This is a genomic window from Aeromonas sp. 603079, from assembly GCF_049172135.1.
GTDB lineage: Bacteria > Pseudomonadota > Gammaproteobacteria > Enterobacterales > Aeromonadaceae > Aeromonas > Aeromonas veronii.
This window is the reverse complement of the sequence record NZ_JAAKPX010000004.1, coordinates 44,682-59,273: the sequence shown is the minus strand read 5'-3', so window position 1 is coordinate 59,273 and position 14,592 is coordinate 44,682. Positions and strand designations below refer to the sequence as shown.

Sequence of the window (14,592 nt, the reverse complement as noted above, 5' to 3'; positions counted from 1 at the left end):
ACGAAAGAGGGCACCAGCAGGTGCCCTCTTTGTATTACCACGTGTGAATTACTGCTTGCGGCTGAGGATGTAGAAGGAGATGCCGCCAAACAGCAGGCTGGGCGCGACAGCCGCCAGAATGGGCGGTACCGCATAGACCAGACTGATGGGGCCAAACACCCGATCACTCACATAGACGGCGAAACCGGTCATGATCCCCATCAGCATCCGCGCCCCCATGCTCACCGAACGCAACGGGCCGAAGATGAAAGAAGAGGCCAGCAGGATCATCGCCACCACCGAGAGCGGTGACAGCAGTTTGCGCCACATCTCCAGCTTGTAGCGACCGGCATCCTGCTTGTTGGCGTCCAGGTAACCGATGTAGTCGAGCAGACCGGAGACCGAGAGATTCTCGGGGTCGATACTCACCACCCCCAGCTGCTTGGGCGTCAGCTCCGAGCTCCACTCCATCTTGTCGTGCTCTTCACTGCGGATCTGAGCTGGGTCGTCGAAGCGGGTAACCTGCGTCTGCTTGAGCAGCCAGTGATGCCTTTCAAATACCCCCTCCCGTGCCTGCACCACGTCGATCAGCTTGCGCTCGGGGGTGAAACGATAGAGGGTGATGCCGGTCAGGGCACCATCGTTGCGCACCCCGTTGATATTAACGAAGTTGTTGCCATCCCGTGCCCACACCCCGTAGGCCGAGACGGTAAGCCGCCCTTCCGACATGGCACCGGCACGGATATCATCCGCCATCCGTTTGGCGACAGGGGCCACATACTCCCCCATCAGTCCTACCAGGATCATCAGCGGGATCGCGGTTTTGAGCGCCGCCATTACAATACTGATCTTGGAGCGGCCCGCCGCCTGCATCACCACCAGCTCGGAGCTGGTCGCCAGCTGGCCCAGACCGATCAGACCGCCCAGCAGTGCCGCCAGCGGGAAGAAGAGCACCGCCTCCTTGGGCATGGAGAGCAACACATAGTAGAGAGCATTGAGCATGTCGTAGTTGCCCTCTCCGACAGACTTGAGCTGTTCCACATACTTGATGAGCGCAGCAAGACCAACGAGCGTGAGCTCACACAGCAGGATCGACATAAAAATGACCCTGCCGATATATCTATCGAGAATGCCAAACATCAGCGGTAGTTCCTATGTGGCTTCATCATTTTGATTTGTTTATGAAATATTTGCTCTTTACCCCGTTCCACCAGCTGGTGCCCTGCAAATTGAGGGGCAGACCAATAAACAGCAGATAACCGAGCGGCACCAGGAACATCCCCGGCCAGTAGGGCAGCCGACCGCTGTCGATGGCCGAACGGGCGGCGCTGAGCAGCAGGAAGTAGGAGAGATAGAGCATGATGGCCGGCAACAGCTTGGCGTAGCGCCCCTGACGGGGATTGACCCGCGCCAGCGGAACTACCAACAGGGTGAGCACCGGAATGGAGAGGGGCAGCGAGATACGCCATTGCAATTCACCCATCATGTCGTTTTCCTGGGTACCCAGCAGCTCCATGGTGGGTTTGGCCGCCGCCTTGCGGTTGGAGCGCTCCATCTCCTGCTGACGGATCACCAGACCATACTCGCGAAAATCGGAGATCTGGAACTGCTTGCCGGAGAAGTTGCCTTCATAGCGGGAACCATCCTTCAGAGTCAGCCACTGCAGACCATTCTCATCGATCGTCACCACCCCTTCGCTGGCCACCACCACCGAAGGGGGGTTGCTGCCTTCGGCCCGCTGCAAGATGAAGATCTTCTGCAGCTTCGAGCCGTTGTCGTTCAAATCCTGGATATAGGCAACCAGACGCCCCTTGTCGAGCTCCATAAAGCGGCCCGCCTGAAGGAAGGAGATACCCGGATCCGACTTGAACTCGTCGATCACCTGATACTCGCGCTCCTTGGCTTGCGGGGCGATCCAGCCGGTGTTGAACGCCGCGACCACCGCCGTCAGCAAGGCCAGCAACATGGCGCTGCGCATCACGAAACGGTGGCTGAAGCCGACCGCATGCATCACCGTCATCTCGCTTTCGGCGTAGAGGCGACCATGGGCAAACAAAATGGCTAAAAAGAGACTGATAGGCAGCATCAACAACGCCATATTGGGCAAGTTGAGCAGCAGCAGGGTGGAGACCAGACGTGTCGGCACCTCGCCATCGGCGGCATCACCGATGATCTTGATAAATTGTTGGCTGACAAAGATAAGCAGCAATACGAATAACACTGCCAGCTGGGTTTTCAGGGTTTCCCTGAACAAATATCGGAAAACGATCACAGTCATTCCCAAGTAAACTTGTGTTTTTAGTCGAATGCCTGAAAAATAGGGCCGTATATTGGATTTTTACCAGTTTGAACTGCGGAGCCTGTGGCTGTTCGCTCCGCCTCTGATACCCCAACAAGCACCGCATTATTCAATAAAAGGTGCCTTTTGTCTTTAGGATGTAGGAGATTCCATGGAGTTCAGTGTAAAGAGTGGCAGTCCAGAGAAGCAACGGAGCGCCTGCGTCGTAGTCGGCGTATTTGAGCCTCGTCGCCTCTCTCCGGTTGCCGAACAACTGGACAAGATCAGCGATGGCTATATCAGTTCGCTGCTGCGCCGTGGCGACCTGGAAGGGAAACCAGGCCAGATGCTGCTGCTGCATCAAGTACCGGGCGTGCTCAGCGAGCGCGTACTGCTGGTCGGATGCGGCAAGGAGCGGGAACTCGACGAACGCCAGTACAAGCAGATCATCAACAAGACCATCACCACCCTGAACGAAACCGGCTCCATGGAAGCGGTCTGCTTCCTCACCGAGCTGCACGTCAAGGGTCGGGATACCTATTGGAAGGTGCGCCAGGCGGTAGAAACCACCAAGGCGGGCCTCTACAGCTTCGATCAGTTCAAGACCAACAAGGCCGAGCCACGTCGCCCGCTGCGCAAGCTGGTATTCAACGTGCCGACGCGTCGGGAACTGACCATTGGTGAAAAAGCCATCGCTCACGGTCTGGCCGTGGCCAAGGGTGTGCGGGTCTGCCGCGACGTGGCGAACATGCCGCCCAACGTCTGCAACCCGGCCTATCTGGCCTCCCAGGCCCGTCGTCTGGCCGATGCCTACGACAACATCACCACCAAGGTGGTGGGCGAGCAGGAGATGGCCGAGCTCGGCATGAACTCCTATCTGGCGGTGGCCCGCGGCTCCGACAACGAAGCCATGATGGCCATCATCGAATACAAGGGTCATCCGGATGCCAAGCCCATCGTGCTGGTCGGCAAGGGTCTGACATTTGACTCCGGCGGCATCTCCATCAAGCCGGCCGACGGCATGGACGAGATGAAGTACGACATGGGTGGCGCCGCCTCCGTGCTCGGTACCATGCATGCGCTGGCCCAGCTGCAACTGCCGATCAACGTCATCGGCGTGCTGGCAGGCTGCGAAAACATGCCGGGTGGCAACGCCTATCGCCCAGGTGACATCCTCACCTCCATGTCCGGCCAAACCATCGAAGTGCTCAACACCGATGCGGAAGGTCGTCTGGTACTGTGTGATGCGCTGACCTATGTGGACCGCTTCGATCCGGAAACCGTCATCGACGTGGCGACCCTGACCGGTGCCTGCGTCATCGCGCTGGGCCACCACACCTCGGGTCTGCTGGCCAACCACAACCCGCTGGCCCACGAGCTGCTCAACGCCTCCGAGCAGGCGGGTGATCGCGCCTGGCGTCTGCCGCTGTTCGACGAGTATCAGGAGCAGATCGACAGCCCGTTCGCCGACATGGCCAACATCGGCGGTCGTCCTGCCGGTACCATCACCGCGGCGGCCTTCCTGTCACGCTTCACCAAGAAGTACAACTGGGCCCACCTGGATATCGCCGGGACAGCTTGGAAGAGTGGCAAGGATAAAGGCTCCACCGGTCGTCCGGTGCCCCTGCTGACCCAGTTCCTGCTGAACCGGGCTGGCGTGGATATCGAAGAGAAAGAGTAACTCTCCGGCCCCTGCCGATGGCTGCATCGGAAGGGTTGGCGTTACCCTGAACCACAAGGAAGAGGCCCGCCTCTTCCTTGTTTCATTCTTGAATCAGTGAGTTGCGGACGGGAAACGCCCCGTCAGCCTCATGAGGCGGTCAACACTCCGTCACCGCAAAACGGGATCAACCTGATGAGCCAAGTGACCTTTTACCTGATGAGCGAACAGGATGACGCGCAGGCCTCTGCGGTCGAGCGACTGGCCTGCACTCTTGCGGCCGAGTCGTGGGGCGCGGGCCATATCTACCTCTTCTGCAACGATGAGGCCCAGGCCCTGCGCCTGGACGAGCTGTTGTGGCAACTGCCGCCGGAGCGCTTCGTGCCGCACCAGCTGCAAGGCGAAAGCGGCATGGCCCCGGTGGAGATCGGCTATCAGCCACCGAAACGGCGCTACGCCCGCCTCATCAATCTGGCCACTGCGACACCTTTGTTTGCAGGACACTTCGCTCAAGTGGTAGATTTTGTCCCCACTGACGAAACACAAAAGCAGCAAGCCCGCGAGCGCTACAAGCACTATCGCCAGGCAGGCCATACCCTCGAAATGAGGGATCAGCCCGTCCTTGCCGCACCGGATCCGGCGCAGCCCTGACTGCAACCAATTGATCCATAAAGAATCAACACCAGACTCCATCCATCCAGATTACGGCGAGACCATGGAAAAGACTTTTAATCACAACGCCATCGAACAGGCGCTCTACCAGCACTGGGAAGCCCAGGGTTACTTCAAGCCCCACGGCGACACCAGCAAAGACTCCTTCTGCATCATGATCCCGCCGCCGAACGTCACCGGCAGCCTGCACATGGGTCACGCCTTCCAGCAAACCCTGATGGATACCCTGATCCGCTACAACCGCATGCAGGGCAAAAACACCCTGTGGCAGGCAGGTACCGACCATGCCGGTATCGCCACCCAGATGGTGGTTGAGCGCAAGATCGCCGCAGAAGAGGGCAAGACTCGCCACGATTACGGCCGTGATGCCTTCATCGACAAGATTTGGCAGTGGAAAGAAGAGTCCGGTGGCACCATCACCCGCCAGATGCGCCGTCTGGGCGACTCCGTGGATTGGGAGCGCGAGCGCTTCACCATGGATGAGGGGCTCTCCGCCGCCGTGCAGGAAGTGTTCGTCCGTCTTTACGAAGATGGCCTGATGTACCGCGGCAAGCGTCTGGTGAACTGGGATCCGAAACTCAACACCGCCATCTCCGATCTGGAAGTGGAGAACCGCGAGATCAAGGGCCACATGTGGCACCTTCGCTACCCGCTGGCCAACGGCGCCAAGACTGCCGAAGGCCAGGATCACCTGATCGTCGCCACCACCCGTCCGGAGACCATGCTGGGTGATACCGCCGTCGCGGTAAACCCGGAAGACCCGCGCTACAAGGCGCTGATCGGTCAGCACATTCTGCTGCCGCTGGTGAATCGTCTGATCCCCATCGTTGCCGACGAACACGCCGACATGGAGAAGGGCACCGGCTGCGTGAAGATCACCCCGGCCCACGACTTCAACGACAACGAAGTGGGCAAGCGCCACAACCTGCCAATGATCAACATCTTCACCCTGGACGCCCACGTGCGTGCCGAGGCCGAAGTGGTCGACAGCAACGGCAACCCCAGCACCGCCTATGACGCCGCCCTGCCGACCGAATTCGCCGGGATGGAGCGCTTCGCCGCCCGCAAGGCCATCGTCGCCAAGCTGGACGAGCTGGGCCTCTTGGCCGAGATCAAGGATCACGTGCTGCAGCAGCCTTACGGCGATCGCGGTGGCGTGCCCATCGAGCCGATGCTGACCGACCAGTGGTACGTACGCGTGGCACCGATGGCCAAGACCGCCATCGAGGCGGTGGAAGATGGCCGCATCCAGTTCGTGCCAAAGCAGTACGAAAACATGTACTTCTCCTGGATGCGCGACATTCAGGACTGGTGCGTCTCCCGTCAGCTGTGGTGGGGTCACCGCATCCCTGCATGGTATGACGACGCCGGCAACGTCTACGTGGGCCGCAGCGAAGATGAAGTGCGCGCAAAGCACAGCATCCCGTCCGTGACTACCCTGCGTCAGGACGAAGATGTGCTCGACACCTGGTTCAGCTCCGCCCTGTGGACCTTCTCCACCCTGGGCTGGCCGAACAACACAGAGGCGCTCAAGACCTTCCACCCGACCGACGTGCTGATGAGCGGCTTCGACATCATCTTCTTCTGGATTGCCCGGATGATCATGATGACCATGCACTTCATCAAGGACGAAAACGGCCAGCCACAAGTCCCGTTCAAGACCGTCTACATCACCGGCCTAATCCGTGACGAAGAGGGCCAGAAGATGTCCAAGTCCAAGGGCAACGTGCTGGACCCCCTCGACATGATCGATGGCATCTCGCTGGAAGATCTGCTGGAGAAGCGCACCGGCAACATGATGCAGCCGCAGATGGCCGAGAAGATCGCCAAGCGTACCGCCAAGCAATTCCCGGAAGGGATCGATGCCCACGGTACCGACGCCCTGCGCTTCACGCTGGCAGCGCTGGCCTCTACCGGTCGTGACATCAACTGGGACATGAAGCGCCTGGATGGCTACAACAACTTCTGCAACAAGTTGTGGAACGCCTCCCGCTATGTACTGATGAACACCGAAGATCAGGATTGCGGTTTTGCCGGTGGCGAGATGCAGTTCAGTCTGGCAGATCGCTGGATCCAGTCCCAGCTGCAAGTGGCCATCCGTGACTTCCGCACCGCCCTCGATACCTATCGCTTCGATATCGCGGCTGGCGTGCTGTACGAATTTATCTGGAACCAGTTCTGTGACTGGTATCTGGAGCTGACTAAGCCAGTGCTGACCAAGGGTTCCGAGGCCGATCAACGCGCTGCCCGCCACACCCTCGTCAGCGTCCTCGAGACCCTGCTGCGTCTGGCGCACCCGATCATCCCGTTCATCACCGAGACCATCTGGAAATCGGTCGCCCCGCTGGCTGGCGTACACGCCGACACCATCATGATTCAGGCCTTCCCGGAGTTCGACGCCGCCAAGGTGGACGAAGCCGCGATGGCGGATCAGGAGTGGGTGAAGGAGTTCATCGTCAGTATCCGCAACATCCGCGCCGAGATGAACGTGGCCCCGAGCGTGCCCCTCAACGTGCTGCTCCAGTGCGATGCCAAGGATGCCCAGCGCGCCGCTGACAACGAGGCCTTCCTCAAGTCGCTGGCCCGTCTGGAGTCCATCCGCGTTCTGGCGGACGGTGAAACCGCCCCGCTGTCAGTGAAGAAGCTGATCGGTGCCACCGAGCTGATGATCCCGATGGCCGGTCTCATCGACAAGGATGCCGAACTGGCCCGTCTGGCTAAAGAGGTTGCCCGTCTGGTGGGCGAGTGCGGCCGTATCGAAGGCAAACTCGGCAACGAAGCCTTCGTCGCCAAGGCGCCGGAAGCGGTCATCGCCAAAGAGCGCGAGAAGCTGGAAGATTACCGTCTCCAGCTGACCAAGCTGGAAGCCCAGCAGGCCGAGATCGCCGCCCTGTAAGCGCCGCGACCAACCGCGACAGCAAAGCCCCCTGACCCAAGGGGGCTTTTTCATATCCGCGCTTCTCGCTTCAGCTCACCAGTAGCCAGCCGCAGAAGCCGAGATAGAGCAGACCCACCAGCGCCAACCGCCCGGCGGTCATCACTCCCTTTCTGAACCCCCACCAGAGCAACCCCACCGCCAGCAGCGTCACCAGCGAGGAGGCCATCATGGCACCATCCAGCAACCAGGGGGTGAAGATCAAGCAGAAGGCCTTGGGGATAGTGCCCTGGATCATCATGGCCCCGGAGATATTGGCCAGCGCCAGCCGATTCTTGCCCTGTCGCACCCAGATCAGCACGTTCATCAGCTCCGGCATCTCGGTCGCCACCGGACTCAACAGCAGGGCCGCCAGCACCGGCGAGAGGCCAAACAGTTCGCCCATGCTCTCCAGCTGATGGACAAACAGCTGTGCCGCCAGCGCCACCACCACTAACGCAGCCAGCGTCTGCAGCAGCACCTTGCCAAGAGGCGGGATCCCGGCATTTGGAGCCAGCTTGAGGGGCTCAGGCAACTCGACCTTATGGCTGTCGCTCTGCTTCAGCTCGCGCCTTACATAGACGAGGTAGACCAGCAGGAAGAGCGGGGCCAGCCAGCTCTTGCCGGTAAAGGCGACCAGACCCAGTACAGTGGCCACCAGAAAGATTCCCATAAACCAGCGCTGATCCCGGCCAATCTCGCGCTGTACCTCCCCATTGATGGCGCGCTCGGTACGCCCCATGCAAAGCAGCAGAGTGAGACCGACCGCACCATAGCCGATGGTGGCCAGCACCAGCGGCCCGCCGAGGGCGGCGCCGATGCCGATCTCCTGCTGGGCGGTTGTATTGCCTATCAGCAGGGCGGTCAGGGTGACGATGCATTCGGGCAGCGCCGTACCCAGTGCAGCCAGCAGCGAACCAGTGGCACTTTGCGAGAGTTTGAAGTGGTGTCCGGTCCATTCGATGCCGTTAACGAAGTATTCGCAGGCAAGGTAGATGGTGACCGCAGAGACGAGAAATAACAGCAGGGTAATCAACATAATAGATACCGCCAGGCGAGCAGAATAACCGATGGACCCGACATGGCTCGCCCGGCTGGCGTGCATATCGAGGCCAAAGGTCTTGCAGAGCGATAGTGCCTATCGCCGCCCATGCCATGGATGCGAGGATCCAAGAGTGTTGACATGGGCCCGGCCCGGAATACGGGCGGGTTGCTACTCCCCAATGACTGAGGGGACGTTTTACCAACTCGACCGTCACCTCACAAGGCAAATTACTGATAACTCATTCAATAAGTTGTAAGGAAATGTATCGCCAGCCTCCCCTCCCCGGCGCCATTACGCTGTTGGCACACCGATTGCTGTAGGTAGTTCACTATCCACAACAGTTTGGGAAGGATGAACAATGAAACGGTGGATCCAACATTTCTATCAACTCAGCCGCCTCAATTGGCTGATGGTCTGGTTGTTGCTCTGTTGCAGCATCATTTTGCTGTTTCCGGCCGGGCTGATGAAAGGGGCCGTCAGCCAGTGGGCTGCGGATTATGCGGCCTGGCTGGGGGTCGGCATGCTGATCGCCATCTCCTACTTCTGCAGTCAGGGCTTCCTGATCGCCTGGGAGTGGGCTTGCGAAGAGTGGCAGGCGCGCCGTCAGCAGGACCAGCTGGCCCAGATGATCGGCTTCCTCGACTTCAACGAAAAGGCGGTGCTGCGCGAGTTCGTGCTACAGCGTAAAAGCGTCATAAACTTGCCGATCACCGAGCCCGCCGTCAAAAACCTGATGGATGCCGGCGTCCTCACCTATGCCTACGGCAAGCCGACCCGAGATAAGGATGACGAGAACCAGATCCGCGCCCTGATGATCGCCCTGCCCGCCCGACCGCTGCTCACCTACAAGGTGCTGGGGCTGTCGCGTGGCAAGATGAGCGACGAACAGGTGGAGCAGATCATGAACGCCCGCCCCAAGTTCGCCCAGAAGGGGTTCCAGCGCTAACCGCCGCCCAACCGCCAGATGCAAAAGAGCCGGACACTGTCCGGCTCTCTAATTTCTGCGCGATGCTCTGTACCATCCCTTACGTCTTGTTGTGCCCTAACCCTTTAGGCTGGAGCAAAAGCTCACATCCGCAACCTTGGTCACCGGATCGAAGCTGTGATAGAGCTCGAAACAGGGTCGATCATCAAATTCGAAACCGGCCGCTACCACCTCACCGATATGTTGCTGCCAGAGTGCGGGGTACTGGGCCGGGTCGGTCACGGTAAAACGTGACTGGCCATAGCGGCCGCCCGCCAGCTGCTGGATCTCCACATTGCCACTTCCCCTGGTGCCCGCCGGCACGGTGACGCAAATATCGGTGCGGCGCTGCTGGGGAGCCGTCACTTCGGGGTTGTCGTGGTAGATGAAGATCCACTCCCCTTCGGCCAAGCCCAACCCGACAGCCCATTGATAGAGCTGGTCACACACCGGCTCATAGCCTATGCCGTAAGGGCCGGTGACCCGGATATAGGCCAGAGTGCGCGCAGCCATCTGTTCGGTTTTCATCTGTAGCCTCCTTTCACTGGAACGGCCTTCAGCATAATCAGAGACCCGGGCAGCCGCGTGTCCATTCTTGCTCAGTTGCAAGAGTGACGGCTGGCGGCGCAACATCCCCGGTGCCATGGCAAACTGCTTGCGAAACGCCTTGGCAAAGGCCTGTGAGCTGGCAAAACCGGCCGAGAAGGCAATCTCGGTGATCGGGTCGCGACTGTAGCAGAGAGAGCGAGCAGCCCGCTCCAACCGCAGGCGGCGCTGCATCTCGGTCGGGGTTTCACCGGTGACGGCGGTAAAGACCCGATGAAAGTGATAGCTGGAGAGCGCCGCAAGACTGGCCGCCTCACTGAGGCAGAGCTCGGGATTCTGCTCCAGCGCCCGGATCACCGGGCGCAATCTGGCCTGATAATCGACCATGCCATTAGCGACTGACGCCCCCCGCAACTCTGGCCATATAGAACACATCCACATAGCGCCCTTGCCGGAAGGCATAGTCACGAGCCAGCCCCTCCTGCGTGAAACCGAACTTGCGATAGAGCGCCTGTGCGGCCTCATTGTCGGTATAGACGGTCAGCTCAATCCGGTGCAGGTTGAGCCAGTTATCGGCCAGATCCAACGCCGCAGCCATCAGGGCAGAGCCCACCCCCTTGCCTGCCCAGTCATCCCGTACCCCCATACCGATACAGGCCACATGCTTGCGTCTCGGATTGGGCTCAACCAGCAGCGAGAGCTGGCCTACCAGCAAGCCGTCAACATCGGCGACCAGTGCCACCACGCTGTCACTCTCCAACCGCTTCTGCCACTGGCTAAGGGGAGACATAGGCAAGTGCAAAGTGCCCGCCTGGGCATGGCATAGAGATCGCAAGGCGGGGGCATCGGCGGATTCGGCATGACGGATGGTAATCTGCATATGAGGCTCCTTCTCGAAACGTCCATCATGCATCATCCATCGCATCAGTCCATACAACCGGCACGGTCAGAGTGATTTATTGTCGGCAGACAGGGCTGCACACTGAGCCATTCAGCCAGTTTCATAGGTGAAAAAAAACGGAGCAAACGCTCCGTTTTTCAATGCTTTATCAATCCCGGACGGAACGCGCTTCGCGCTCTTGCCGCTCCCTTGCCAACAGGCGTTTGTACCACCAGCTACTGCGACGACGTTGTGCATTAGAAGAGCGACGAGCCATTTCTTAGGTTCCAGCCAAGAGTAGAAAGGAGCTGCATTATGCGACAGGGATCACGTCCATGTCTTTAGCTGGATCAAGAAAAGCCTCACTGGCCCCTTGAAATCCTCTTCTGGTTTTGCTGCCATGTGGCCACTGGCAGCACCATCGCAGGGGAACGCCAGACTCTCAGGCCCACTCCAGCAATCAACCCGGCCCCGAGTTTACTTGACGGATAATCATACAGCCTGCTGGCATTGTGGAACCAATATGGTAGCCTGCCAGCGCCTGTGGGCAGTCTCTCGCTGCCACGCGCAAACTCCCGGTGAATTTGTCACGTCCTGACAAAATATAACCTTATTTATCAAATCGTTATTTGGATATTATCCCAATGCGTATCATGCCGTTGCTCAAGGCTGCCTGCCTGAGCCTGATGTTGTCCGCCTGCGTTGCTCCATTGCTGATGATGAGCCCCACCAGCCAGCTGATGTGGGCCCTGCTCAAGCCGCTGGTCGGCTTTGACCCGAACGAGGTCAATCTGTTCGAACAACCCCTGATCAAGGATCGGATGACCGCTATCCTTGGCCCCAACTACGACAGCACCATGCAGTTGCTCAAGACGGCCGACAAGTTACAGCAGGAGGGGCCGCTTTTCTATGTGGTCTCCGAGTATGCGCCCGTGCCGGATATCGCCAAGCAGGCGGGGATGGTGTGGAACTCGCAAACCAACCAGATGTCTGTATTGCTGCAAAAAGGGGATGGTACCACCCTGACCTTCGGCGAAAATCTGGCGGGCACGGCACCGACCTGGCCAACCGCCATGCAGGGCTGGCAGACCCCCACCAACCAGCTCACCCCGGCGGCTAATGCCCTGACCGGTACGGCAACCAGTCAGAGTGGCGCCTCCCCCTTCTCCCTTGACAGCGCGCTGGGCACAGTGACTCGCGGCGTCACCGGCTCGCTGACCAACAGCGCCAGCCAGGCCATCAGCGGCGCAGCCGCCAACGCCACAGGGCAGGCCACCCAAGCGGTGAGCCAAAGCACGACCGCTCTTACCCGCACTGCAACCACCGCAGTCACTGCACCCGCCAAACAGGCGGTGAGCAGCACCGCTGCGACCGCAACGCAAGAAGCCACCAAGGCAGTTGCCGCTCCTGCCAAGCAGGCCGTCAGCAGCGCAGCTGCGACCGCGACGCAGGAAGCGACCAAGGCCGTTGCCGTTCCTGCCAAACAAGCCGTCAGCAGCGCAGCTGCGACCGCGACGCAAGAAGCCACCAAGGCCGTTGCCGCTCCTGCCAAGCAAGCCGTCAGCAGCGCCGCTGCGACCGCGACGCAAGAGGCCACCAAGGCTGTTGTCGTTCCTGCCAAACAGGCAGTCAGCATCGCCGCAGCTACTGTGACACAGGAAGCCACCAAGGCTGTTGCCGCGCCAGCCAAACAGGCAGTCAGCACCGCCGCAGCTACTGTGACACAGGAAGCCACCAAGGCTGTTGCCGCGCCAGCCAAACAGGCCGTCAGTGCCGCCCCCCATACGGCCGGAGAGAGCGTCGCCGATGCCGCCAGAGCGGCGGAAGCCAAGGCGCGCGCCAAGGCAGAGGCGGAGATGGAAGCCCTGCTCAAATAAACCGACAGGCCACCGCAAGGTGGCCTGTTTTTTATCCCGCTACCGGATCATGACGTTATGGAAAAGGCCACATAGACTGTTAGGTAACTACCCGCACAAGGAGTGCATCATGCGTCGTCTGCTCCCTGCTCTCGCTTCTCTCGCCCTGTTTATCGCGCTCCCGGCTCCGGCACTTATCTACTATTCGGAGCAGAACATGCCACTCAATGGCCAGGATAAAAATGGTCAGCCTGTGGGGTTGGCGGTCGAGTTGCTGCGCCTGATGTGGCGCGAAATGGGGGAGCCGGAGCACCCCATCCACTTTCTGCCCTGGGCCCGCGGCTGGTATCTGCTGACCCAGCAGCAAGAGGCCGTGCTCTTTACCACGGCGCACACCAAGGAGCGGGATCCCCACTTCCTCTGGGTCTGCCCCATCAGCCACTCCAGGGTCGCGCTGGTCGGCCGCAAGCAGGATGCCCCCAAAGTGGCCAGCAAAGCGGATCTCGCCAAGCTGCAGATCGGTGTGATGCAGGCGGATGTCGGGGAGCAGTTGCTGCTCAACCGTGGGATCAGCCCGAGCAATATGATGTCGGTGGAGCGCATGGATCAGGTGGTGCGCCAGCTCATCATGGCACGCACCGATCTGGTGGCAGGCAACGAGGTGATGCTGCGCCATCAGGCCAAGGAGCTGGGTTTTCCCAGCGAGGATTTTGTCACCGTCGCGATCATTGAAGAGCAGGACAACTGCTTCGCCTTCAACCTGAGGGCAAACAAGCAACAGGTTGCCCGCCTGCAACAGGCGCTGGACAAGGTCAGACAGGGGGATGAATACAAGCAGCTGATGAAGCGCTACCAGTTGCTCAGTATCCTGCCCGAAACCAATCCCCCCATCCCGCGCCTCGAGTAACCCCGGCCCGCCCTATGGCGGGCTCTCTCTATCTCCCGCCGATGACGCCTGCGATGCCTCCACCGGAGCCGTAATGAGGTGGTTCAGAAAGAGATTGAACAGCTCTGCCCGCGAACCGAGCCGCAACTTGCCGTAGAGGTGCTTGCGGTGATTCTTCACCGTACCGCTGCCAATCCCGAGCTCCGCGGCAATCGCCTCGGTATCCAATCCCTGCAGCAGCAACTCCGCCACCTGCCGCTCGCGCCGGGTGAGCAAATCCCCCCCGACACTCGCCATCGCCTGCTCCACCGCACTCCGGAGGCTGATGCTATCTGGCATCGCCGCGCTCTGGGCCAGCAACGGCTGGCTCTGCTGCCACTGCTGACGACAGAGCGAATGAACCAGCGGGAACAGCTGCTCCAGCCTTACCAGCTCGTCACGGCTGAGGGTACTGCGCTTGTCGAGTCGCCCCAGAAACAGCATCAGCGTCAGTCCGTCCCGCACCGGCAGGATCAGCCCCACCTCCTCCTGCCAGCCGGTGGCCTGATAGAAGTGGTGGCGATATTCGGGATCGAGCCGCCCTTGGGAGACCTGCGCCAGGGTCCAGACGCCGGCAGGCAAGCCTTGTTCCAGCGCCTGCATAAAGGGATCCTGACTGAAGTGGCTGGTGAGGTAGCGGTCAAACAGCAGAGCCCGCTGATGATTGAGGTTGTCGTAGAGGTAGACGGGGCGCTGCCCCACCCCGAGCAGCAGGGCGCAATCAAACGCCACCTGTTGCTGGATCAGCCGCACCAGCGCCGCCGCAAAGGCGCAGCTGTGCAGGGCATCGACCACCTCGGTCATGCTGCGGGTCAAGGCATCTGTGGTGAATGGCTGGGTCATGGTGGCACGTTTCCGGTGGCGGGGAGCGAT

At 60.1% G+C, this 14,592-nt stretch carries 12 protein-coding genes and 1 riboswitch; of the genes, 6 read left to right on the top strand and 6 right to left on the bottom strand.

Annotated features, from left to right (window positions below):
* Positions 1 to 48: 48 nt before the first annotated feature.
* Both lptG and lptF read right to left on the bottom strand, forming a co-directional pair.
* A complete protein-coding gene (gene lptG / locus G5287_RS03675) occupies positions 49 to 1,119 on the bottom strand; it encodes an LPS export ABC transporter permease LptG (protein ID WP_216952705.1) in 1,071 nt (356 codons plus the stop codon).
* Positions 1,120 to 1,144: 25 nt separating this feature from the next.
* Complete coding sequence (gene lptF / locus G5287_RS03670; protein WP_421172974.1) at positions 1,145 to 2,257, bottom strand: LPS export ABC transporter permease LptF; 1,113 nt, start codon at positions 2,255 to 2,257, stop codon at positions 1,145 to 1,147.
* 172 nt (positions 2,258 to 2,429) lie between these two features.
* On the opposite strand from lptF, the gene pepA reads away from it, so the two are divergent.
* From pepA to G5287_RS03655, 3 genes are all read left to right on the top strand, one after another.
* Entirely contained in the window at positions 2,430 to 3,938 is a 1,509-nt protein-coding gene (gene pepA, locus G5287_RS03665) for a leucyl aminopeptidase (protein ID WP_005336423.1), read from the top strand.
* A 174-nt stretch (positions 3,939 to 4,112) separates the two neighbouring features.
* On the top strand, positions 4,113 to 4,568 hold the full coding sequence (locus G5287_RS03660; protein ID WP_040068777.1) for a DNA polymerase III subunit chi: 456 nt from the start codon (positions 4,113 to 4,115) through the stop codon (positions 4,566 to 4,568).
* Positions 4,569 to 4,632: 64 nt separating this feature from the next.
* Positions 4,633 to 7,485 carry a valine--tRNA ligase gene (locus G5287_RS03655; protein ID WP_421230871.1) on the top strand — a complete coding sequence of 951 codons (2,853 nt, stop codon included), beginning with the start codon at positions 4,633 to 4,635 and terminating at the stop codon, positions 7,483 to 7,485.
* A 70-nt stretch (positions 7,486 to 7,555) separates the two neighbouring features.
* Here the strand turns inward: G5287_RS03655 and G5287_RS03650 are convergent, their stop codons facing one another.
* Positions 7,556 to 8,542 carry a sodium:calcium antiporter gene (locus G5287_RS03650; protein ID WP_421230870.1) on the bottom strand — a complete coding sequence of 329 codons (987 nt, stop codon included), beginning with the start codon at positions 8,540 to 8,542 and terminating at the stop codon, positions 7,556 to 7,558.
* An 88-nt stretch (positions 8,543 to 8,630) separates the two neighbouring features.
* Positions 8,631 to 8,737: riboswitch (yybP-ykoY riboswitch) on the bottom strand.
* 169 nt (positions 8,738 to 8,906) lie between these two features.
* On the opposite strand from G5287_RS03650, the gene G5287_RS03645 reads away from it, so the two are divergent.
* A complete protein-coding gene (locus G5287_RS03645) occupies positions 8,907 to 9,494 on the top strand; it encodes a superinfection exclusion B family protein (RefSeq protein WP_421230869.1) in 588 nt (195 codons plus the stop codon).
* Between the two features lie 96 nt (positions 9,495 to 9,590).
* On the opposite strand, the gene G5287_RS03640 is transcribed toward G5287_RS03645, so the two are convergent.
* Both G5287_RS03640 and G5287_RS03635 read right to left on the bottom strand, forming a co-directional pair.
* Positions 9,591 to 10,445 (bottom strand): AraC family transcriptional regulator, encoded by an 855-nt coding sequence (locus tag G5287_RS03640; RefSeq protein WP_421172994.1) that lies wholly within the window; start codon positions 10,443 to 10,445, stop codon positions 9,591 to 9,593.
* Between the two features lie 4 nt (positions 10,446 to 10,449).
* Complete coding sequence (locus tag G5287_RS03635; protein ID WP_421230868.1) at positions 10,450 to 10,938, bottom strand: GNAT family N-acetyltransferase; 489 nt, start codon at positions 10,936 to 10,938, stop codon at positions 10,450 to 10,452.
* 644 nt (positions 10,939 to 11,582) lie between these two features.
* Here G5287_RS03635 and G5287_RS03630 point away from each other — a divergent pair.
* Together G5287_RS03630 and G5287_RS03625 are read left to right on the top strand one after the other, a co-directional pair.
* Positions 11,583 to 12,815 (top strand): hypothetical protein, encoded by a 1,233-nt coding sequence (locus G5287_RS03630; protein WP_421230867.1) that lies wholly within the window; start codon positions 11,583 to 11,585, stop codon positions 12,813 to 12,815.
* A 109-nt stretch (positions 12,816 to 12,924) separates the two neighbouring features.
* A complete protein-coding gene (locus tag G5287_RS03625) occupies positions 12,925 to 13,701 on the top strand; it encodes a substrate-binding periplasmic protein (protein WP_421230866.1) in 777 nt (258 codons plus the stop codon).
* A gap of 12 nt (positions 13,702 to 13,713) precedes the next feature.
* Here the strand turns inward: G5287_RS03625 and G5287_RS03620 are convergent, their stop codons facing one another.
* A complete protein-coding gene (locus G5287_RS03620; protein ID WP_421230865.1) occupies positions 13,714 to 14,562 on the bottom strand; it encodes a helix-turn-helix transcriptional regulator in 849 nt (282 codons plus the stop codon).
* Positions 14,563 to 14,592: the final 30 nt, after the last annotated feature.